22 protein-coding genes are annotated in these 21,236 nt (G+C 70.9%); 7 read left to right on the forward strand and 15 right to left on the reverse strand.

Translation table 11 applies throughout. The features are described from left to right. The first annotated feature begins 47 nt into the window (after positions 1-47). Complete coding sequence (locus ACIBG8_RS02590) at positions 48-569, forward strand: dihydrofolate reductase family protein (protein ID WP_397340699.1); 522 nt, start codon at positions 48-50, stop codon at positions 567-569. Here the strand turns inward: ACIBG8_RS02590 and ACIBG8_RS02595 are convergent. The 7 genes from ACIBG8_RS02595 to ACIBG8_RS02625 all read right to left on the reverse strand — a co-directional run bounded on the left by ACIBG8_RS02595 (position 566) and on the right by ACIBG8_RS02625 (position 5,632). Next, positions 566-931, reverse strand: coding sequence for a hypothetical protein (locus ACIBG8_RS02595; protein WP_397340700.1), 366 nt, complete (start codon positions 929-931; stop codon positions 566-568). The two genes, ACIBG8_RS02590 and ACIBG8_RS02595, sit on opposite strands and share 4 nt — an antisense overlap. 5 nt (positions 932-936) lie before the next feature. After that, a complete protein-coding gene (locus ACIBG8_RS02600) occupies positions 937-1,848 on the reverse strand; it encodes a serine hydrolase domain-containing protein (RefSeq protein WP_397340701.1) in 912 nt (303 codons plus the stop codon). 270 nt (positions 1,849-2,118) lie between these two features. Further along, entirely contained in the window at positions 2,119-2,442 is a 324-nt protein-coding gene (locus ACIBG8_RS02605) for a hypothetical protein (protein WP_397340702.1), read from the reverse strand. A 107-nt stretch (positions 2,443-2,549) separates the two neighbouring features. Next, positions 2,550-3,002: a hypothetical protein gene (locus tag ACIBG8_RS02610; RefSeq protein WP_397340703.1), complete on the reverse strand. Its 453-nt coding sequence runs from the start codon at positions 3,000-3,002 to the stop codon at positions 2,550-2,552. An 18-nt stretch (positions 3,003-3,020) separates the two neighbouring features. Further along, positions 3,021-4,229 (reverse strand): hypothetical protein, encoded by a 1,209-nt coding sequence (locus ACIBG8_RS02615; RefSeq protein ID WP_397340704.1) that lies wholly within the window; start codon positions 4,227-4,229, stop codon positions 3,021-3,023. An 87-nt stretch (positions 4,230-4,316) separates the two neighbouring features. Continuing rightward, positions 4,317-4,721: a PPOX class F420-dependent oxidoreductase gene (locus tag ACIBG8_RS02620; protein WP_397340705.1), complete on the reverse strand. Its 405-nt coding sequence runs from the start codon at positions 4,719-4,721 to the stop codon at positions 4,317-4,319. Further along, positions 4,718-5,632 carry an NADP-dependent oxidoreductase gene (locus tag ACIBG8_RS02625; protein ID WP_397340706.1) on the reverse strand — a complete coding sequence of 305 codons (915 nt, stop codon included), beginning with the start codon at positions 5,630-5,632 and terminating at the stop codon, positions 4,718-4,720. The genes ACIBG8_RS02620 and ACIBG8_RS02625 overlap by 4 nt, the downstream gene beginning before the upstream one ends. A gap of 97 nt (positions 5,633-5,729) precedes the next feature. On the opposite strand from ACIBG8_RS02625, the gene ACIBG8_RS02630 reads away from it, so the two are divergent. Continuing rightward, the gene (locus ACIBG8_RS02630; RefSeq protein ID WP_397340707.1) at positions 5,730-6,368 is read left to right on the forward strand and encodes a TetR family transcriptional regulator; all 639 of its coding nucleotides are present in this window, start codon (positions 5,730-5,732) and stop codon (positions 6,366-6,368) included. Continuing rightward, on the forward strand, positions 6,368-7,861 hold the full coding sequence (locus ACIBG8_RS02635; protein ID WP_397340708.1) for an aminotransferase class V-fold PLP-dependent enzyme: 1,494 nt from the start codon (positions 6,368-6,370) through the stop codon (positions 7,859-7,861). The genes ACIBG8_RS02630 and ACIBG8_RS02635 overlap by 1 nt, the downstream gene beginning before the upstream one ends. Here ACIBG8_RS02635 and ACIBG8_RS02640 read toward each other — a convergent pair. Beyond that, positions 7,836-8,993 (reverse strand): cytochrome P450, encoded by a 1,158-nt coding sequence (locus tag ACIBG8_RS02640; protein WP_397340710.1) that lies wholly within the window; start codon positions 8,991-8,993, stop codon positions 7,836-7,838. The genes ACIBG8_RS02635 and ACIBG8_RS02640 overlap by 26 nt on opposite strands. 75 nt (positions 8,994-9,068) lie before the next feature. Between ACIBG8_RS02640 and ACIBG8_RS02645 the strand changes: the two genes are divergently transcribed. The 3 genes from ACIBG8_RS02645 (at position 9,069) to ACIBG8_RS02655 (ending at position 11,732) form a co-directional block, all read left to right on the forward strand. Then, on the forward strand, positions 9,069-9,629 hold the full coding sequence (locus ACIBG8_RS02645) for a TetR/AcrR family transcriptional regulator (RefSeq protein ID WP_397340711.1): 561 nt from the start codon (positions 9,069-9,071) through the stop codon (positions 9,627-9,629). Positions 9,630-9,897: 268 nt separating this feature from the next. Continuing rightward, the gene (locus tag ACIBG8_RS02650) at positions 9,898-10,902 is read left to right on the forward strand and encodes an ATP-binding cassette domain-containing protein (RefSeq protein WP_397340712.1); all 1,005 of its coding nucleotides are present in this window, start codon (positions 9,898-9,900) and stop codon (positions 10,900-10,902) included. Beyond that, complete coding sequence (locus ACIBG8_RS02655; RefSeq protein ID WP_397340714.1) at positions 10,899-11,732, forward strand: ABC transporter permease; 834 nt, start codon at positions 10,899-10,901, stop codon at positions 11,730-11,732. The genes ACIBG8_RS02650 and ACIBG8_RS02655 overlap by 4 nt, the downstream gene beginning before the upstream one ends. Here the strand turns inward: ACIBG8_RS02655 and ACIBG8_RS02660 are convergent. Genes ACIBG8_RS02660 through ACIBG8_RS02680 form a run of 5 tightly spaced genes read right to left on the reverse strand, consistent with a single transcriptional unit; the run spans position 11,714 to position 18,690 of the window. Continuing rightward, positions 11,714-14,854, reverse strand: coding sequence for an ATP-binding protein (locus ACIBG8_RS02660; RefSeq protein WP_397340715.1), 3,141 nt, complete (start codon positions 14,852-14,854; stop codon positions 11,714-11,716). The two genes, ACIBG8_RS02655 and ACIBG8_RS02660, sit on opposite strands and share 19 nt — an antisense overlap. Before the next feature lie 48 nt (positions 14,855-14,902). Beyond that, complete coding sequence (locus ACIBG8_RS02665; protein WP_397340716.1) at positions 14,903-15,883, reverse strand: NAD-dependent epimerase/dehydratase family protein; 981 nt, start codon at positions 15,881-15,883, stop codon at positions 14,903-14,905. A gap of 59 nt (positions 15,884-15,942) precedes the next feature. Then, positions 15,943-16,875, reverse strand: coding sequence for a prolyl aminopeptidase (gene pip, locus ACIBG8_RS02670; RefSeq protein ID WP_397340717.1), 933 nt, complete (start codon positions 16,873-16,875; stop codon positions 15,943-15,945). A gap of 15 nt (positions 16,876-16,890) precedes the next feature. After that, positions 16,891-17,535: a GNAT family N-acetyltransferase gene (locus ACIBG8_RS02675; RefSeq protein ID WP_397340718.1), complete on the reverse strand. Its 645-nt coding sequence runs from the start codon at positions 17,533-17,535 to the stop codon at positions 16,891-16,893. A gap of 9 nt (positions 17,536-17,544) precedes the next feature. After that, positions 17,545-18,690 (reverse strand): FAD-dependent monooxygenase, encoded by a 1,146-nt coding sequence (locus ACIBG8_RS02680; protein ID WP_397340719.1) that lies wholly within the window; start codon positions 18,688-18,690, stop codon positions 17,545-17,547. Positions 18,691-18,777: 87 nt separating this feature from the next. Between ACIBG8_RS02680 and ACIBG8_RS02685 the strand changes: the two genes are divergently transcribed. Then, the gene (locus ACIBG8_RS02685; protein WP_397340720.1) at positions 18,778-19,431 is read left to right on the forward strand and encodes a TetR family transcriptional regulator; all 654 of its coding nucleotides are present in this window, start codon (positions 18,778-18,780) and stop codon (positions 19,429-19,431) included. Here the strand turns inward: ACIBG8_RS02685 and ACIBG8_RS02690 are convergent. Beyond that, positions 19,402-20,544, reverse strand: coding sequence for an alpha-amylase family glycosyl hydrolase (locus ACIBG8_RS02690; RefSeq protein ID WP_397340721.1), 1,143 nt, complete (start codon positions 20,542-20,544; stop codon positions 19,402-19,404). The two genes, ACIBG8_RS02685 and ACIBG8_RS02690, sit on opposite strands and share 30 nt — an antisense overlap. After that, entirely contained in the window at positions 20,541-21,200 is a 660-nt protein-coding gene (locus ACIBG8_RS02695) for a dihydrofolate reductase family protein (protein WP_397340722.1), read from the reverse strand. The genes ACIBG8_RS02690 and ACIBG8_RS02695 overlap by 4 nt, the downstream gene beginning before the upstream one ends. Positions 21,201-21,236 lie beyond the last annotated feature (36 nt).

The raw sequence follows: 21,236 nt of genomic DNA on the forward strand, positions 1-21,236 counted from the left end.
CAATAGGTCGTGTTGTTCGGTTCTGTGCATTGCTGGAGACTGAGGTGATGAGCAAGATCGTCGCGGTGGTCCGTACCTCCATCGACGGGGTCGTGGAGGAGTTCACACCGTTCTGGGACGAGGAAGAGGACAAATTCCAGCGGGGGCAGCTGTTCGCCAGCCGGGCCCTGCTGCTGGGGCGCAGGACCTACGACGCCATGTCGAAGGTGTGGCGGGCGCACGAGGGTGACTTCGCCGCCCGGATGAACGCGATTCCCAAGTACGTGGCCTCCACGACCCTGAGCGGCGCGGGCTGGAGCAGCGCCGTGCTCAGGGGCGACGTCGCCGACCGGGTCGCCGGGCTCAGGCGGGAGCCCGGCAGGGACCTGCTGGTGTACGGCAGCGCCACCCTGGTCAACCACCTGATCGGGCATGGGCTCCTGGACGAGCTCAGGCTGCTGGTGAACCCCGTCGTCGCGGGCGCCGGTCGGCGCCTGTTCCCGGAGGGCGTGCCCGTCACGACCTGGGCGCTCGCCGGGACCACCGTCTTCAGTTCCGGCTCCGTGGTGCTGGACTACCGCCCGATCTAGCGGAAGGCGGCGACGGCGCGCACGCCTTCCGGGACCAGCCGACCTTTCCCGTGGCGCCCGTAACGACGGTCATGATGAGCTCCTTCAGTCATGCGGCCTGGGCTGCCTCGTGTCAGCAGAACACCTGCTTGACGAGGGTGTCGGTGAGCTTCTGGAAGTCCTTGGCCGGGGCCTCTGGTCGCGTCGTCGATCCAGGTCACTGAGGCGGTCAGCGTCTTGGTGCCGTCGGGTGAGCTGTACATCAGCGTGCCGTAGCCGTGTGGCGGGCTGCCGTTGTGCTGGTAGACCGTGCCGCAGCCCGGACCCAGGTCCTGCACGAACAACCCGAGTCCGTAGCCCATCGTGGGGTTGGGTTCGCGCATCTGGGTCAGCAGGTTGGCGGGCAGGGCGCAGGATACGCCGCTTCATCTGCTCGGCGTAGGAGCGGCCGGTGACCTTCGCCGGTGTAGTTGAACAGCCCGCTGGTGTGCTGCAACAGCATGCGCACCGTGATGCGCCGATCCAGCCCGAGGTCGGGGAGGTAGTCGGCCGCCGGGGCGTCCAGAGCGACCTTGCCCTCGGCCACCAGTTGCAGCACCAGCGTCGCGGTGAACGGCTTGACCACGCTGCCCGTCCAGAACCGCCCGTTCGTCGACGGCTTGGCGCGCTGGCCCAGCCTGCTCACCCCGGCGCTGCCGGTCCAGTCACCCCGCTCATCGTGCACGCGCACCTGGATCCCGGAGAAACCGGCATCGACGTACGCCTGCGCGGCCTGCTGCAACTCCGGGCGGTCCGGCCCGGCAGCAGCCGTGGCGGGGGCGGCAGCCCCGGCCAGGAGCGCGAGCACCGGCACCTTGATCACGGTCTTCATGATCCCTCTTCTTCGGTGTGTGGTCAGGCGGCGTCGAGGGCCTCGGTGATCTTGCGCATCATCTCGGCCATGGTCGGGCTGGGCGGACCCTGGTGCGTACGGGCCGAGGGCCTCGATCGCGACCAGGATGGTGCTGCGGAAGTTGGCGGCCTCGGCCGGGTCCTGCTGGTTGAGCAGGCTCACGCTCGCGGTCAGGGCGGGCAGCACCTGGTCGGCCAGCTCGGCCGTGGTCTTGCCCCACTTCACGCCCTTGGGCGCCTGCGACAGCACGTGCCCGGCCAGACCGGTCGCCGAGGTCAGCGCGATGGAACCGTGCGTGGCGACCTTGTGGGCCGACTCGGCGATACCGGCGGCCGACATCAGCGACACGGCGCCCCAACCGGCGAGGCGGAGGGTCAGCTTGTCCTGGTCGGTGAGGGTGATGGTCATGATGTGCTCCTTCAGTGCTTCATGTCGGGGTGGTAGAAGCAACTTTGGCCGACCGCTCTGATGCCGGGCTGTTGCCGTCCTGACGCGGTCGCTGACACCGGCTTCTACGCGTTGACCAGGGTCTGGTGCTCGCCGGCCGCATGCGCGCCCGCCTTGCGAGCACGCCCGCCATGGCGCCGACGAAGGCGGTGGAGGCTGTCGATGGAGGAGGAGGCGAGCACGGCAAAGCCCCTTAGTGCAGCTTCTTTCAGCGGGCCGTGACCCGGACGATCATCGGATCTCCCGCCGGACGGCCGAGGCGGTCTCCGCTCCACAGCCGCGATTCCATGTCACCCGGTGGGAGATCAGGCAGGTCACCGTGTGCACGCCGCCGTACCAGCTCTGGACGGCGAGGGCCCGAAGTCCGGGATCGACCGCGACGTCGACCTGGCCGTTCGTCCCGGCGACCACGGCTCGGTAGGAGCCCGCGAGCACGGTCATCGCTCCGCGTCGCGCGGCGGACATACCGGCCAGGACGAGCAGGTTGTTCATCGGGATCGATCGCCTTCCGGGAGAGGAGCGGGTGCCGGTCACGTCGCCGAGACCGGCACCCACGCCGCCACCCGCAGGTGGGCGCAGGGACATGCATCACCGTGCGGAACCCGCTGACCTGCGGTCACACGCAGGTCCCCGCCTGTCCCAGACGGGACACCCCTCGAGGGTCAGGCGAGCACGGAGGAGAAGCCGTCCAGCGCAACCCAGGTGATCTTGGTGACGGTGTTGCCGCCCAGCACGGTGAGCTGCCCCTTGGGGTCGGCCTCCACCCGGCAGGCGAGCAGTCCGTTGACGTTGTTGCGCGGGCACAGTCCTCTGGTCAGCTTCGGTACGGCAAGCCCGGAGGGCAGCGTGCCGAGCACGGCGTCGGCGGTGAAGGAGACGTTCGCGCCACCGCGCAACTGCAGGAAGGTCGTGCCCGCGATGCGTACCGCGCGCGCCTGGGGCGCGTCGCCGGGAAACGGGGTGACACCCGTACGCAGGACGATCGGCTTCCACCCGGCAACGATCTCGACCCCCTCCGAAGCGGCGGCTGAAGCAGGAGCGGCCAGGACGGTCGAGGAGGAAACGAGGGCGACGGGCAGGGTGGTCAGCAGCGTGCGGCGGCTGGGCGGGTTCATGGGGTTCTCCGGAGGGGTTCAGGCCCAGGGGGCGGCGAAGCAGTCGAGGTCGATCCAGCTCACCCGGCTGCTCGCGGTCGCGCCGTACGCCCAAAGCTCACCGGCGGCGTTCGCCTCCACCTCGCAGGCGGCCACGCCGTACGTCATGTTGCGCGGGACGGTGGCGCGCACCGGGCGGCTGGGGGTCAGCCAGGGCGGCAGCGTCCCGATCGGGCCGTCGGCTGCCAGATCGCAGCCGAGAGAACCACGCAGCTGCAGCTGGGTGGTGCCGCCGATGCTGACCAGCCGTGCCCGCGGCACGCGCTGGTCGGTGTGCGGGGTGACGCCGTCGGCGGGGGTGATCGGGCTCCAGCCGGCCACGACCTTCACGCCCTGCACGGGCGGGTCGGAGGTGTAGACGCACACGCTGGCCACCCGGCCGCGGTCGGCGTCGCCGTTGAGCCCGAACAGGAGCTGGACCCGCCCGCCGACGGATTCCAGGGCCAACCCCTCGGGCTCGCGCCAGGGCAGTCCGGGCAGCGCCGTGATGCGGGTGATGCGGGGCGCAGCTCCGGGATCGGCCCAGGAAACGGTCGAGATGCGGGTGTTGCTGGTCTCGTAGGAGTCGGAAGGGTCGCCGGTGTAGAGGTAGAGCAGGTCGCCGAGGGTGGCGAACCCTTGGAAGGTGCCGGCGACCTCCTCCGGGTGCGCGATCGTGGCGGCAGGGGCGGCGGCGGGCTTGCCGGTGGCCGGATCGATGGCGTAGCGGGCGTAGAAGTGACCGGCGGTGGTGCGGTAGCGGATGGTCAGCCAGTTGCCGACCGGATCCACGGTCGGCGCGCAGACCAGCGTGCCGGGCACCGGGCTGAAGGGCGCCAGCAGGACGCTCGCGCCCATGTCGATGCTCTGGCCGGGCAGGAAGGGGAAGCGGGTGACCCTGGTGCCGAACCCCTTGCGCACCGGCCCGGCCTCCGACCACAGATGGGTACGGCCCGCCAGGTGCTGGGCACCGATCTGGTAGCCGTGCCCGAAGCCGTCCAGATGCATCCAGTCCCGCACCAGCCCGGTACGGCGGTCCACCCGGTTCACGCACAGATTGCCCTCATCGGGTGCCGTGTCGCGGTCACGGAGCTGGATGACGAACAGATCGTGCGTGGCCGGATCGACGGCCAGCGACTGCATCGCGGGCCCGTGATGCAACCGGGTACCCGCCAGCACGCGCCCCCAGGGACCGGATAAGTCAAACATGCGCATGATCATACAGATGGATGATCATGCCTGGAGTAAGTCTTCCTCCTCACGCTCGATCTCGTCGGCCGGTGCCCCGAGCTGGGCTCATCCTTGGGGGATGGATCGTGCGCCGCGGGCGCGGTGTGGTGGGTCGATGCCCCAGCTGATGATCCGGCGCGGGTGGATCCGGATGATCGGCCCCGGCACACGCGCCGCGCTGTCGGTCGGGGTGTCGATGGCCTCCGCGGTGCCGCGGATCTCCCGGCACCGGATGCTGTCCACGCCACCGGGCATGTCGTCGAGCACCACGGCCGCCCGCGCAGTGGCCTGGGCGTTGCGGTACTTGCGGCTGGACCCCATGGCGTGCCCGCCGATGTCGATGGTGTCCGTCGCCGGGTTGTAGTAGCAGGACACCGGGTTGACCTGGGGGCCGCCGTCCGGCGCCACGGTGGCGAGCCGTCCATGCCGAAGGCTGGAGATGTAGGCGATCTCGCCCTCGGTGAATCTCACGACGTCACCAGCACGATCTTCCCCCGGGCATGGCCGGTCTCGATCTCCCGGTGCGCGTGGGCTGCCTCATCGAGGGCGAACTGCTTCCCGACGGGCACGACCAGGCGTCCCTTCTCGTACAGGGAGACGAGATCGGACAGCCGGACGGCGGAGCGGTCGGTGCCGATCCTGCGCACGCCGATCCGGGACTCGGCCTGCCAGTCCGCCACGGTGATAGCGCGATCAGGACCGCCGAGCAGCTCCACGGCGACGTCGTTGGCCTCACCGCCGATGCAGTCCAGCGAAGCGGTGATGCCGTCGGGCACGAGCTCTCTGACCCGGTCGGCGAGCCCCGGCCCATAGGCCACCGGGATGGCGCCGAGGTCAGCCAGATAACCATGGTTTCGCGCACTGGCCGTCCCGACTACCGTGGCTCCACGAGCCACGGCGAGCTGCGTCGCGAACGACCCCACGCCACCGGCCGCCGCATGGATCAACAGGCGGTCGCCGGCCGCGATGGCAAGCGCGTCGAGGGCGGTGTCTGCGGTCTGCCCGCTGGCCGACAGCACCCCGCCCTCCGCCCAGGGCATGGTCGCTGGCATGTGTACGGCGTTCGCCGCAGGAACCACGACGGCCTCGGCGTAGCCAAGCGCGTCCATGAACGCGATGACCCTGTCCCCGGCCACGAACCCGGTGACGTCGCTTCCGACCGCATCGACAACCCCGGCGACCTCGTTGCCCAGCCGAGCAGGGAACACCGCCTGCTGATACTGGGCGAAAATACCCCGCCGGTAGGCGGCGTCGAAGGGTTGCACACCGGCGGCCTTCACCCGGATGCGGATCTCGTGCGGGGCGAGAGGCGCATCCTCCACCTCGACGAGGCGCAGCACCTCCGGCTCGCCGTACTCGCTGAACACCACAGCTCTAGCCATCTCTCGTTCCTTTCACGGGCGTCGTCGTGGACGAGTTCGAGCATCAATCAAACACATGACATTTGTCAATCAAACAATTAGATGATGTACTGGCGCGGTGACTGACTCTCAGGCGCCTCGCCGGCACCGCGGCCGGACCGAGCGCGACGCCGCGGCCGAACGAACCCAGGAGAAGATCCTCGACGCCGCCATGGCGGAGTTCGGCGCGAAGGGCTACTCGGGGGCACGTACGGCAGGCATCGCCGCCCGCGCCGGGGTCAACCAGCAGTTGATCGCCTATTACTTCGGCGGCAAGCAGGGCCTGCTCGACGAACTCCGACGCCGCTGGTCCGACCGGCAGGACGGGTTCACCCCAGAAGGAGGCACGTTCGCCGAGTCGCTGGAGGCGTACCTGGACGCCACCCTCGATCACCTGGATTGGGCCCGCTTGGTGGTGTGGCAGGCACTGGGGGACGGTCCCGGCGAGGGAGCGGAGAAGGCCTACCAGGCGCAGCGCGAGCGGGTCGAGGAGGGGACACGCCGCATCCGCGCCCGCCAGCGTGACGGGGAGCTCAGTGATTCCGTGTCCGCGGAGTTCATCGTGCTGTTGGAGCACATGGTCGCTTTCGCACCGGTCGCGATGCCGCACCTGGTGCGTGACATCCTCGGCGTGGCTCCCGATTCGCCGGAGTACCGGCAGCTGTGCCGAGACCAGCTCGTTGCACTGCTCGCACGCTCAAGTGAAGGAGCCGTCTGATGAGCATCGACGACGTCCTGGCCGTCGCCCGCGCCGGGCTGCGCCGACTCACCCCAGCCGAAGCCGCCGAGGCCACCCGCAACGGCGCCCGCCTGGTCGACATCCGCACGCAGCTCCAACGGCAGACCGACGGCGAGTTACCCGGCGCCATCGTCATCGAACGCAACGACCTCGAACGGTGCCTGGACCCCACCAGTGGCGAACGCCTTCCGGAAGCCACCGAGAAAGACATCCCGTGGATCGTGATCTGCGACCAGGGTGACTCCTCCTCCCTGGCCGCCGCCTCCCTGCGCGCGATCGGCCTGCGCAACGCCACCGACGTCATCGGCGGATTCCAGGCCTGGAAACAGGCGAGACCCATCTACTTGGACCACAACGCCACCACCCCCGTCGATCCGCGAGTGCTGCAGGCGGCCCTGCCGTACCTGACCCAGCACTTCGGCAACCCCTCCAGCAGCCACGCCTACGCCGCCGAGCCGCACCGGGCGCTGGAGCGCAGCCGTACCCAGGTCGCCGACCTCATCGGCGCCCGGCCCGAGGAGATCGTCTTCACCGCGGGCGGCTCCGAGGCCGACACCCTCGCCATCTGCGGCCTGCGCGGGCGGCGCGGCGGCACCATCGTGACCCAGCCCACCGAGCACCCCGCCGTCCTGCAAGCCTGCCGGAGCCTCGAAGACCAGGGCATCACCACCACCTACCTGCCGGTTGACGAGTACGGCCGCGTCAGCCCGGACGACCTGGAGGCGGCGCTGGACGAGCGCACGCTGCTGGTGTCGATCATGCACGCCAACAGCGAGACCGGCACGATCCAGCCCATCCGCGAGCTGGCCGCCATCGCCCGGCGGCACGGCGTGGTGTTCCACACCGACGCCGCGCAGACCGCGGGGAAGATCCCGATCGACGTGGACGAGCTCGGCGTCGACCTGCTGACCGTGGTCGGCCACAAGATGTACGCCCCCAAGGGCATCGGCGCCCTCTACGTCCGCGCCGGAACCCAGCTCCGCCCGATCATCCACGGCGGTGGCCAGGAGGGCGGCCTGCGGTCCGGCACCGAGAACGTCGCCCTCGCCGTCGCACTGGGCACCGCAGCCGAGCTCGCCCGCCCGGGAGATGATCTCGTACGGCTCCGCGACCTGCTCCAGCACGAGCTGGAACGCCTCCTCCCCGGCCGGGTCCACCTCAACGGCCATCCAACCGACCGCCTGCCCGGCACCCTGAACGTCAGCATCGACGGCATCCGCGGCCGCGACCTGCTCGCGGCCGTACCCGAGATCGCCGCATCCACCGGCTCTGCCTGCCACGAAGGAGCCGACACGCCCTCAGCCGTCCTGAGCGCGATGGGAGTGCCGCCCGAGCGCGCCCTGGGGGCGCTGCGGCTCACCCTCGGCCGCTCGACCACCGAGCACGAGATCCGCCGGGCGGCCAAGCTGCTCGCCGAGCGTCTGACCTCGTCGAGCAGGGCGGCCGTCACCACACCACAGGAAGCGCGATGAGCCCACCGGTCAGCACGTCCGTCCGCACCCGCAGCTCGTCCACGGGTACGGCCAGCCGCATCGCCGGGAAGCGCGGGACGAGCTGGGAGAACACGGCGGTCAGCTCGATGCGGGCCAGAGGTGCGCCCAGGCAGTAGCGAGCCCCCTGCCCGAAGGTCAGATGCGCAGAATCGCGGCGGGCGATGTCGAACCGGTCGGGGTCGGGGAAGGCGGCGGCGTCGTGGTTGGCGGCGCCGTTCTCCAGCAGAACCAGGTCACCCTCGCGGATCGTGACGCCGCCGAGCGCGATGTCCTCGCGGGCGTAGCGCGGGATCCCGCCGGTGGCCCTGGCAGGGACCCGGAGGATCTCCTCCACCGCCGGGGCCAGCAGCTCGGGATCCTTGATCAGCGCCTGGTGCTGGTCGGGGTGGGCCAGCAGCCACAGGGCGCCCCAGCCGATGGCGACCACGGTCGTCTCGTGCCCGGCGAACAACATCGCCATGGCCAACATGGCGACCTCGTCGTCGGCGATGCCTTCGGCACACAGCCGGGAGATGAAGTCATCACCGGGCTCGACGCGTTTGCGGGCGACGAGCTGCTGGCCGTACCCGAAAAGGTCGGCGAGCCCGCGCTCGGACCGCTCGCGGTCGGTCACGTCACCGACCGCCTCTGACCAGGCGCGGAACTGGTCACGATCCTCGTACGGCACGCCGAGCAGCTCGCAGATCACCAGGATCGGCAGCGGCAGGGCCAGCCCCGCGTGCAGGTCGGCGGGCGAGGTCAGCTGGTCGAGGAGCTGTGTGGTCAGCTCCTCCACACGCGGGCGGAAAGCACGCATGCGCTTGGGCGAGAACTGCGGCTGGAGCAGCGCGCGCAGCCGGGCGTGGTCGGCCTGCTCGGTGTCGAAGTCGCCCAGCGGCCCGCCGAACAGCACCGAGTCGCCGGAGCGGGCCGCGTTGTCCGGGTCGCGGTGGGCGCGGCCCAGGCGTTCGTCATCCAGCAGGTCGCGGACCTGCTCGTAGCCCGTGACCAGCCAGGCTTCGTGTCCAACACGGGTCCTGACCCGGTGGATCACGCCTTGGTCCTGGAGCTCGCGCAGCCGGGGTGCGGGTGCGAGGAGATCGGGGAGCTCGAACGGCAGTTGAGGGATCATGCCTTCCTCCGTTTGTATACTCGCTCGTAAACAAAGCTATATGTAGACTTTGTAGTAGACAAGAGGGGGTGGGCGATGACGGTCACGCGCATGCGCAGGGCCGAGCGACGCGAGCAGATCCTCGACGCCGCCACCAGGGCCTTCGCTCGCGCCGGGTACACCGCCACCAGCCTCGACGATGTCGCCGGAGAGGCCGAGATCACCCGAGTGATCCTCTATCGCCACTTCGAGTCCAAAGCCGACATGTACCGTGCGGTGCTCGATCGCGCCTGCGTGCGACTGGCTGACACGGTCGGCACGGGAGAGTTCGACGAGAACGCCCTCCCGGCCCTGCTCCGCGCCGCCTCCGCCGATCCTGACGGCTTTCGCCTCCTGTTCCGCTACGCCGCCAGGGAGCCGGAGTTCCGCGACCTGACCGATGCCCTCACCGCCGGATCGGGAGAGATCGCGCGGCAGAACCTCGCCAGGCGCATCCCGCCGGGGCCGTGGCTGGAGTGGGCGGCCGATTTGATCCCCACGGTGATCATCGAGGCGGTCATGTCCTGGCTGGACGCCGGGCAGCCCGACCCCGAGCAGGCAGCCGACCGGATCGGGCGGCTCGTGGAGGGCGTCCTCCAGAGCGCCCTGCCGTCCTAGCGCCCCGAGGGCGCGCCGGACCAGATCTGGATCGCCCAGGACGAGTCGACGGTGTATCCGGGAACCCCTGCTCGGGTTCCCCCACCTGACGAGAAGGTCGTGTTTGGGCGCCCTGCGACGGGAGGGCTCGCCGGTCTTCCCTTCGCGATCAGACCTCGACCGCGCGCCACCCGCGCCCGAAGACGTTCAGCACGTGGCGAAACTGGGCTGATGGGCGGTGAAACCGGGGCGAGGGTGTGGTGAAACCTGGACCCGCGACAGTTGCCCCATGAGCATCACTGAAATCGGCAACGCCGGGCCCAGGACGGGTCCCCTGAATGATACGGACCTCGCCGTCCGGGCCGAAGGGCTGGTCAAGGTGTTCGGCGAGCACCGGGCCGTCGACGGCATCGACCTGGAGGTAAGGACCGGAGAGATCTTCGGTGTCCTCGGGCCCAACGGCGCGGGCAAGACCACCATGCTGCGCATGCTCGCCACCCTCCTCAAGATCGACGCCGGTCGGGCTGAGATCTTCGGGGTCGACGTGGCGGAGGCTCCCCACGTGATCCGGCAGCTCGTCGGCGTCACCGGGCAATACGCCTCGGTTGACGAGAATCTGACGGCGCGTGAGAACCTCTGGCTGTTCGGCCGTCTCCAGGGAGTCGCCTCCCCGCGGGCCAAGAAGATCGCCGTGGAACTTCTGGGCCAGTTCGGTCTGGAAGAGGCAGCGGACAAGCCGATCTCCCAGTTCTCCGGCGGCATGCGGCGCAGGCTCGACCTCGCCGCCAGCCTCATCACCCGCCCCCCGCTGATCTTCCTCGACGAGCCCACCACCGGCCTCGACCCGCGTACCAGAGGCCAGATGTGGGACACCATCCGCGGCCTCGTCGCCGGTGGATGCACGGTCCTGCTCACCACGCAGTACCTCGACGAGGCCGACCAGCTCGCCGACCGGATCGCGGTGATCGACCAGGGCCGCAAGGTGGCCCAGGGCACCCCGGACGAGCTGAAGACCATGGTCGGCAACTCCACCCTGCAGCTCCTGCTGCACGAGCCGGGCCAGGTGCCCACCGCAGCGGACATCGTCCGCCGGGTGCTCGGCACCGAGCCGGTGCTCAGCCCCGAGCGCGGCCGGCTCAACGTCGCCCTGGAACAGGCCGACCTGGCCGCCGACGTCCTGATCGCCCTGCGCACCGCAGGGGTGTCGGTGTCCTCGGTGAGCGTCGACAAGCCCAGCCTGGACGAGGTGTTCCTCGCCCTGACCGGCCACGGAACCACCACGGAGGACCAATGAGCACCACACTGATGGAACGCGAAGCCGTACGGCCCGCAGATCGCGTCGCGGCAGCGCGGCGGCACGTCTCGATCGGCGAGACGTTCGCCCAGACGCTGACGATGGCCTGGCGGGCGCTCATGAAGATGCGCCGCAACCCCGAGCAGTTCTTCGACGTCGCGCTGCAGCCCATCCTGTTCACCGCGATGTTCGCCTACATCTTCGGCGGCGCCATCGCCGGGAACGTGAGCAACTACCTGCCGCTGATGATCCCCGGCATCCTCGCCCAGACCGTGCTCACCACGTGCATGGCCACGGGTACGCAGCTGCGTGAGGACCTGGAGAAGGGCGTGTTCGACAGGTTCAAGTCGGTGCCCATCGCCAGGATCGCACCGCTGGCCGGGCCGATGGTGGCCGACCTGCTGCGCTACACGATCGCCGCGACGCTGACCTTCGGCATGGGCATCCTGATGGGCTACCGTCCGGGCGGCGGCGTGGTGGGCGTGCTCGCCGCGATCCTGCTGGCGATCTTCACGGGCTGGTCGCTGGCGTGGGTCTTCACCTGGGTCGGCACGATCGCCAGGAGCGCCCAGGCCGTGCAGGGCATCTCGATGATGATCCTGTTCCCGCTGACGTTCCTGTCCAACGCGTTCGTCCCGGTCGAGACGCTGCCGGGCTGGCTCGCCACCTTCGTCAAGTTCAACCCGGTCTCGCACCTGGTCACGGCGGCCCGCGACCTGGCCAACAACGCCGTCGTCAGCAGCGCGGTGGCCTGGACGCTGGTCGCCGGCGTGGTGGTGATCGCGATCTTCGCCCCGCTGTCGGTCCGCAGCTACCGCCGCCACATGTGATCGGCGAGGGCCCGCGCCTCCTCCAGGAGGTCCGGGCCGGTTCGCTCGCCGTACTCGGCGCGAACCTCGGCGAGCAGCTCCGGAGAGACGTGCTTCTCGACCCGATCGAAGGCCATGCTGGGCGCGGTGCGGTTGTAGGAGAACCGCTCGGCCAGCACCAGGAAGGCGACCGCGTCGCGCGGCGCCATGGCCCCGCGCACCAACCCCCAGGCGCCCACGGCGAAGAACATCGATCCGCACAACGGGTAGTCGAGGAAGGCGGCTCCGCTGGACAGCATGGCCCGCACCCGTACGGTGCCCCAGTCGTGGAACAGCCGCTCGCCGTACTCCAGGTCGGCCGGTTCCGTGGCGTGAAGGGCGTGCGCGGTCAGGGCGAGCGCCTCAGCGGAGATCATCCAGGGCTCCAGCCCGTTCGGCACGAAGCCGGCGAAGCGGATGTCGCGCGAGCGCGACACGTTCTGGCGGTAGAGGTCCAGGGCCGAGGCGATCTCGCCGCGGGCCAGGGCGAGCTCCGCGGTCCACTGGGGAAGCGCCGTATAGCCGCCGAGCGACGTCCCCAGGTCCCTGATCTTCGCGATCTTCTCGAGTTCCGCCTCGGCGGCCTTCAGGTCGCCCTCGGCCAGGGCGCCGGACAGCAGCACCGAGCGAAGCTGCGCCTCGTCGTCGGTGGCACCGAGCCGGGTCAGGGTCGGCAGGGCGGCGCGTGCATGGCTGATCGCCCTCTCCCGGTCGCCCAGTTGCCTGGACAGGTGGGCGAGCACGGTGTGCAGGGTGGCCGCGAGCCATGGCCCGTCGTCCGCATCGATGAGCCGCAGAGCGCGTTCGCTCGCCACGATCGCCCCCCTGACGTCGCCGGCGTTCTCCAGGACATGGGCCTGCATCTGCGAGGCCATCAGCGCCTCGGTGCGATCGGCGCTCCGGCTCAGCTTTGCGAGCCCGGACAGGGCGTGCTCCGGCGGCTGGGAGCCGACCATGACCCTGGCCATCGCCGCGATCCTGGTGTCCGTCGTGTCGTGAACGGGCAGCCTGCCGAGCAGTTCGAGCAGGCCGGTTCCTGCGGTGTCGGTGGTGATGAGGAAGTTCATCAGCGTGCACAGCAGGGCGGTCCTGGTGACGTCCTCGAGCTCCGGCGGCGGATACCAGCCGGAGAACGCCTCCACGATCGCGTCGCCGAGCGCGATGATCCGCGCGTGGTCACCGCGTACGGACCACAGCCCGCCCACGCCGCCCAGCAGGTGGACCATCGCCACCCGGTCGGACTCGGCCAGCGCCTGGCGGAGCAGCTCTGACAGGTTGCCCTCCTCGGCGGCCAGCGCGTCCACCGACGCGAACTGGTCCCGGCCGAGCAGCACCGAGGAGTTCGCCGCGACGTGGTCGATCCCCCACGCCCGCAGCGCCGCGTGGGCGGCGGCCTCCTCGCCCGCCTCCGCCAGCCGCATCCGGCCGAACTCCCGCACGGTCTCCAGCATCCGGTAACGAAGCCCGTGACCGGTCTCGCGGACGCTCAGCATCGACTGCTCGGCCAGAGCCTGTACGGCGGGCAGAGCGTCGCCGCCGAGCACGTGCTCGGCGGCGGCCAGCGTGAAGCCGTCGGCGAAGAGCGCCAGCCACCGCAGCGCCCGCCGTTCCGCCTCGTCCAGCAGGTTCCACGACCAGTCGATGACCGCCAGCAGCGTCTGGTGCCGGTCGGGGGCGCTGCGATCACCGCCGCGAAGCAGGGCGAAACGGTCGGCCAGGCGGCGGCCGATCTCCTCCACCGACATCACCCGGACCTTGGCCGCGGCCAGCTCGATCGCGAGCGGCAGCCCGTCGAGCCGGGTGACGATGTCGGCGACCGCCTCCCTGGCCGCGCTGGCGCCGGGGCGCGCCGCCCTCGCCCTCTGCAGGAACAGCTCGACCCCGTCGGTCGTGCCCAGCTCCGCCAGCGGGTAGACCTGCTCGGCCGCGATCGCGAGGGGAGCGCGGGAGGTGGTGAGCACCCGCAGGTCGCGGGTCGTGGCGGTGAGGAAGGCGACCAGGTCGGCGACGGCGCCGATCACGTGCTCGCAGTTGTCGAGGATCAGCAGGGACGGGGCGCGGTCGAGGTGCTGGGCGATCCTGGCCCGGGTGTCCGTCCGCTGCTCGGGGGTGAGAGTGCGGCGCCCGCTGACGGAGTCGCGGACGCCGAGCGCGGAGCCGACCTCGCCGACGACCCCCTCGGGCGAGGACACGCCGACGAGCTCGATGAAGTGCGTGACGGGCTGCGTGGCGTTCCTGCCGACCACGTGCGCGAGCCGGGTCTTGCCCAGCCCGCCGGGACCGATGATGGAGACCACCCGGCTCGTGTCCAGCAGCGCGCCGACCGCGCGGATGTCGTCGTCGCGGCCGAGCAGCGACGAACCGTCGTAGAGGAGCCCTTCGCGCACCGGCCGGTCGGCGGCCAGCAGCCCGGCGTGCACCCGGGCGAGCTCCGGCCCAGGATCGGCGCCGAGGTGGTCGGCCAGGTCGGCGCGGTAGCCCTCGTAGCGCTGCAGCGCCGCCGCTGCCCCGCGGACCGCGGCCTCGCTGCGCAGCAGGCACGCCATCACTTCCTCGTCGTGCGCCCGAGCGTCCGCCGCCTCCTCCAGCAGCGGCAGCGCACCCTCGTGATCGCCGCTCCTGCTCCGCGCCACGGCCAGCACCCGGCGCGCCACGGCCAGGTGTCCTGCCGCCTCGGCGCGGAGGTCGGCCAGCGCGCCCGCGGCTGTGGCCAGGCCGTTCGCCGCCAGGAGGAGCGCCTCCTCGGCGAGGCGGCGGGCCTCCGTGAGCTCCCCGTCGCCCAGCGCCGCCCTCGCCCGCCGTACCAGGGTGGCGAGCAGCAGCGCGTCCACCTCTTCTGCGGGCACCCCCAGGCGGTAGCCGCTCGCCGTACGCACGAGGGCTTCGGCCGAGGTGGCCGTGCGGGTGCGGGAGACCACCACCTGCAGCGCCTTCGTCGGTCTGGCCGGTGGCTCGGCTCCCCACAGCGCCTCGACGAGCTGGTCGTCGGTGGCGCCCGATCGGCCGCGCATCGCGAGGACCGCCAGCAGGGACTGCGCGCGATCACCGATCACGCGCGCGCCGCGCCAGCGCACGTCGTCGAGAAGCGTCAACACAAGAGGCACGCAGCCAGCCTACGGTTACCTGGACGCAAGATCCGCTTCGTCGGGCCCTCAGGCAAGTTTGGCCAGGGCCGATGCCTCCTTGTCCGGGTCGAGCCCGACCTTCGCCCGGTCCGCGCGCAGCTTCGGGTCGCCCTCGCGGCCCAGCCACGCCCACGTGTCCGCGACCGTCTCCGCCACGGGCCGGCACATCAGCCCCGCGTCGAAGGCGGCCGACACGTCGCCGTCGTGCATGCCGCCGTACTCCTCGTCGTCGGGCAGGTAGATCGGCAGCTCCACCCAGGGGCTGATGCCGAGCTCGTCGAGCAGCCCCTGCGGCGCCCACACCAGCGAGGCGTCCGACCCCGTGACCCGCACGCACAGGTCGAGCAGCTCGCCCATCGTGGTGTGCCCGCGACGGCTCACCGCGTTGTAGGCCCCGCCGAGCCCGGCGGAAGCGGCGGAGAGCATCCAGGAGGCCAGGTCGCGCGCGTCGAGGTACTGCAACGGCCGGTCGGGCGTCCCGGGAGCCAGGACCTGACCGCCGCGCTCGATCCTGCGCAACCACCAGGGCAGCCGCCCGATGTTCTCGTACGGCCCGATGACCAGACCGGCCCGCGCCAGCAAAGCCCGCTCGCCGAAGGCCCGCAGCACGGCGAGCTCGCCGCCGCGCTTGGCGATCGCGTAGTCGGAGCTGCCCGTGTCGTCGGGGTCGCCGTCGACGACGGGCGCGCTCTCGTCGAGGCCCAGCGGCACCGGCCACGTGTAGACGGACCTGCTGGACACGTACCCGTAGTGCCCGGCCCGGTCGGCGAGCAGCTCGGCGGAGTCGCGGATCACGCTCGGCGCCCCGCTCCAGGTGTCGATCACCGCGTCCCACGTGCCGTCGCCGAGCGCCGCGCCCAGGGCGGCGCGGTCGGTCCTGTCGACGGTGATGTCGGCGGGGGCGCTGGTGCCGCGGTTGAGCGTGGTCACCTCGTCACCGCGCTCCTTCGCGGCCTCGACGACCGCCCTTCCAACGAAATGCGTGCCGCCGAGCACGAGAAGTCTCATGGCACCCATCCTGGCCCGGCCGCCGATCACCCAACACCGAGTTCACCAGGGGCGTAGCTCTACGGAGCGAACCGCTCGAACGCCTCGGCGAGCGCGTCGCGCATGCCGTTGCTCCCGGTGTGTCCCGAGTCCTCGATGACCACCAGCTCGGCGTCCGGCCACGCCTGGGCCAGCTCCCAGGCCGTACGCACCGGGCCGCCCATGTCCAGGCGGCCGTGGACGAGCACGCCGGGGATTCCGGCCAGCTTGTCCGCCTCGCGAAGGAGGATCCCGTCCTCCAGCCAGGCGTTGTTGGCGAAGTAGTGCGCGCAGATCCGGACGAAGGCCACCGCGGCGTCCGCCGGGCGGTCGCTGTAGGCGTTCGGCTTGCCGTTCGGCTCAGCGGAGATGACCGCGTCCTCCCAGGCCAGCCAGTCGTGCGTGGCCTTGTCCCTGACCGCGGCGTCGGGGCTCTCCATGAGCCTGGCGTACGCGGCGACCAGGTCGCGCTCGTGCGCGGGCGCGCCGGCCCTGAACCGCTCCCACGCCTCGGGGAAGAACCTGCCGACGCCGTTGTACAGCCAGTCGGTCTCCGACGGCCTGGTCATGGTGACGCTCGGGATGATGATCTCGCTGACCCGCTCGGGGTGCAGCTCGGCGTAGGCGAGGATCAGCGTGGAGCCCCAGGACCCGCCGTACAGCAGCCACCGCTCGACCCCGAGGTGCTCGCGCAGCAGCTCCATGTCGGACAGCAGGTGGTGGGTGGTGTTGGTCGACATGTCGACGGACGGGTCGCTCGCGTGCGGGCGGCTGCGCCCGCATCCGCGCTGGTCGAACAGGATGATGCGGAAGCGGGAGGCGTCGGCCGCGCGCCGCATCCCGACCGAGCACCCCGATCCAGGCCCGCCGTGGACCACCAGGACGGGCTTGCCGTCCGGGTTGCCGCACTCTTCGAAGTAGATGAGGTTGCCGTCTCCGGTGTCCAGCATTCCGTGGTTGTAGGGCTCAGACATGCCGTCAACCGTAGATCATGGTTTGAAGGCCACGAGCATCGCGGCGATCGGCTCCCAGCCCAGAGCCGTATAAAGGTGACGACCTTCCTCGCTGGCCACCAGCAGCCCGGTCTTGGCGCCCCGACCGGCCGCCTGCGCGGCCAGCGCGCTCATCACGACCGCCGCCAGCCCGCGCCTGCGGTGCTCTGGCACGGTGGCGATGTCGTGCGCGACCGCGTCCCGCCCGGCCACCGCGACGGTCCCGTACGCCGCCAGCTCGCCCGCCCACACCTCGGCCCTGCTCACCGGCCCGTCCGTGCTGACGACCAGCTTGTACGGCGGAGCCGCCACGCGGACCGGGTGCGCGTCGAGCGCGATCCCCATGAAGCTCTCCGAGTCGTCCATGACCCGCAGCCCCGCAGCCTCCACGGCCTCGACCGCCGCGCCGAGGTCGGTGGTGATCACGGTCAGCCAGTCAGGCCGGTCGGCGGCGAAGACCCCGGCCGCCAGCGCGGGCAGCGCGTCCAGGTCGAGCACGATGCTCTCCATCCGCCGGCGCGGCAGCCCGAACCGCACGTGCAGGGCGCCGCCGGACTCCTCGGCCGGCGGCAGCCCCCTGGCCAGCCCCCAGCCCGCCTGCCACCGCCTGATCAGCTCGGGCAGCGGCTCGCTCATCCTCATAGGTCCGGATCAAACCACACTGGGGGTGAGACGGCCGCGCAGCCAGCTAGCTGCCGCGACCGCGGGCCAGGCGTTGCTGACCAGGTTCCGCACGGCCACGCCGCCCCGGGTCGCGGGCACCACCATCGTGGACGCCTGTGCCACACCCGCGTGCTTGGGGTCCACCAGCACCCGGTGCCTGGCCTCGTACCGGGCGAACGCCCCGTCGAGACCGGCGGCCAGCTCCTCGGCCAGCGTCATCGCACCGGCCATCGCCATGCTGGAGCCGTCTCCGAACAGTGAGACGGACGACGCCGCGTCTCCCAGCAGTCCGACCCGGCCGCGGTGCCACTGCGCCAGCCGTACCTGGGAGACGGAGTCGAAGTAGAGGTCGTCCGCCGCCCGCACGTGGTCGAGCAGCTCGGGCACCCGCCAGCCGTCCCCGGCGTAGGCGCTGGTCACCATCCGCTTGTGCAGCTCGACGTCGCGGTGGTCGAAGCCGGGCTCTGCCCGCCGCCTGAAGATGAACGCCGCGAGCGCCCTGCCGCGCGACGGGTGCAGGGAGGCCAGCCGTCCTGGTGTGTTGTACATGACGACCTCCTTGCCCAGGCCCAGCTCGCCGGGGATGGGGAGGGTCGCGACGTACAGCCCCAGGTGGTGGATGAAGTCCGTTTCCGGGCCGAAGGCGAGCTTGCGGGTGACGGAGTGCAGGCCGTCCGCGCCGATGACCAGGTCGAACCGGCGCTGCGCGCCCTTCTCGAAGGTGACGTCGACGCCACCGCCGTCCTGGGCCAGGGTGGCGATCGAGTCGCCGTAGACGAACTCGGAGTCGTCCGCGTTCGCCTCCAGCAGGATCCTGGCCAGGTCGGCGCGCGGCACCTCGACCTCCGTCTTGCCCGAGGCCCGCTGCATGGCCCGCATGTTGACGCCGCCGACGCGGCGGCCCCGTGCGTTGACGAAGCGCAGGCCGGTGACGCCGGTGCTCGCCTCGCGCAGGCGCGGCATGAGGCCCATGCGCTCGGCGACCGGCACCGCCTCGTCCCTGACGTCCACCGGGTTGCCGCTGGAGCGCTGGCCGGAGGCGCGCTCGACGACGGTGGGGCGCATGCCGTTCCTGGCCAGCCAGTAGGCGAGCGTCGACCCGGCGATGCCCGCACCCGAGATGAGGATGTCCATGGTGTTCTCCCTTCAGAAACTGACCATCGGTCAGTGAGTGAAGGGTAAACCCCTGACCATCGGTCAGGCAAGGCTAGAATTTCGAGGGTGACCGACAAGGGGACCAGAGCGCGGATCCTGCGGACCGCCCAGGAGCTGTTCGCGCGCCAGGGCTGGCAGGCCACGTCGATCAGGGAGATCGCGGAGGAGCTCGGGCTGACCAAGACCGCGGTCCTGTATCACTTCCCCACCAAGGCCGACATCCTGGCCACGCTGATGACGCCGCTGCTGGAGGACATGGAGGCGGCGCTGGCCCGGCTGTCGACCCGGTGGGAGGCGGTGGAGTCGCTGGTCGAGGTCTACCTGAGCCACCGCGAGCTGCTGAGCCTGGTCACCAGGAACCTCGCCGCCGTCGCGCAGGAGCCGGTCTACCAGCGGTGGATGGCGATGATGTTCAGGGCCAACGAGCTGGTCGCGGGGGAGTCGCCGTCGCTGGCCGAGCAGGTGCGCGCCATCCAGGTGGTGGCGGTGCTGAGCGACCCGGTCATCGTGCTGACGGACGCGCCGACGGACGAGCTGCGCACCCACATCCTCGACGGCGCCCGGCGCCTGCTGGAACCCGGCAAGGCCGGGCGGCCGTCCGCGATGACGCCGGAGATGGTCGCCCAGGCCAGGCGGATGCGCGAGGAGGGCGGTCGCACGGCCGCCGAGATCGCCGAGATCCTCGGTGTCTCACGTGCGACTCTGTATCGTTACTTCTGAGACGGTGACGCGCCAGGCGCCGGAGGCGAGGTCGAGCGTCACGGACAGCCGGTCGCCCACGGTGTAGGCCATGAAGTCGTTGCGCAGCTCGGTCACCGCAGCGGAGGCACGCTCCAGCCAGGGGTTCTGCCTGCGCAGCGCGATGAGCTCCCGGTGCAGGTCGAACAGCGGACCCGTCGGACCAGGGCGTTCGGGGAAGGCGGGCCTGATCGCGTCGTCGCCGCCCGCCCGGTGCTCCTTGACCCCGGTCATGCCCAGCTCGTCGCCCGCGTAGAGGGACGGCACGCCGCCCACGGTCAGCAGGATGACCAGCGCGTGCTCGACGAACCTCGGGTCGTCGAGCTGGCTGGCGATCCTGGTCACGTCGTGGTTGCCGACGAACGTCATCGGCGCGAACGTCTCCAGCATCGTGTCGTGCCGCTTCAGCGCCCAGGCCAGCTCGAACAGGTTGCGGTCGTTGAGCGAGCTCCAGATGGCCTTCCACAGCTCGTACTGGGTGACGGAGTCGAGCCCGCCCTTGGCGACGTAGGCGGCGTAGTCGCCGTGGATCACCTCGCCCACCAGCCACGCGCCGGGAAAGCGGGCCCGCACCCGCGCGGTCACCGCGTGCCAGAACGCCAGGGGCACGGTGTAGGCGGCGTCCAGCCGCCAGCCCGCCACGCCGCGCTCCAGCCAGTACGTCATGACCTCGGTCACGTAGCCGGTCACGGCGGGGGAGGAGTGGTCGAGGGTGACCAGCCGGTCGTGCCCCTCGAAGACCGGCAGGCCGGGCGCGCCGAGCTCCTCCAGCCGGGGAAAGCTCCGCCCCACGTGGTTGAACACGCCGTCGAGCAGCACCTTCACCCCGCGACGCGACGCCTCGGCGACCAGGTGGACGAGGTCCTCCTCGGTGCCGAGCCTGCTGTCGACGGTGAAGTGGTCGACGGTGTCGTAGCCGTGGGTCTCCGACGCGAACACCGGGCCCAGCGCCAGCCCGTCACAGCCGAGGTCGACCAGGTGATCGAGCCAGTTGACCAGCGTGGGCAGCCGGTGCACCGGGGGAGTGCCGGGCGGCAGCGCCTCCCGCTCGGCGCCCAGGAAGCCCAGCGGGTACACGTGCCACCAGATCGTCATGAAACGATTGTCTCCTGGCCGCCTTCCACGGCGAACGTGCCACTGCCCGCCGTACCGAACCGGTCCTGGCGCAGGGTGAGGGACACCACGCCAGAGCCTCCGGTCAGCACCTCGGCCTCGGTGATCTTGTAGGTGGAGGGGATCGCGCCCTCGGCGAACAGCCGCTTGCCCTCGCCCACCACGACGGGGAACTGGATCAGCCGGTAGACGTCGACCAGCCCGGCGTCGTGCAGGGTGCGGGCGAGCTGCCAGCTCCCGTGCACCTGCAGCTCGCCGCCCGGCTGGGCCTTGAGCGCGCGCACCTGCTCGACGACGTCGCCGCGCAGCACCGTGGTCTTGCCCCAGGCCGCGTCCTCGTCGGACAGGGTGTCGCTGACCACGTACTTCTGCCAGGTGTTGAGCGCGGTCGCGACGATGTTGTCCGGCTCGTCGATGACCTGCGACCAGTAGGCGCGCATCATGTCGAAGGTGTTGCGGCCCAGCAGGATCGCGTCGGCCTTCCTGAACCAGCCGTCGACCGGGTCGAGCTGGCCGTCGGCCGCGTGGGGGACGAGCCAGCCGCCGCGGTCGAAGCTGTTGCTCTGGTCCTCTTCCAGGCCGCCGGGGCCCTGCATGACGCCGTCGAGGCTGACAAAGGTGTTGACGCTGAGTTCCATGATGTTCTCCTTCGCTTGTGCCTCCACAGTGCCCGG

The organism is Nonomuraea sp. NPDC050556 (assembly GCF_044457355.1).
GTDB lineage: Bacteria > Actinomycetota > Actinomycetes > Streptosporangiales > Streptosporangiaceae > Nonomuraea.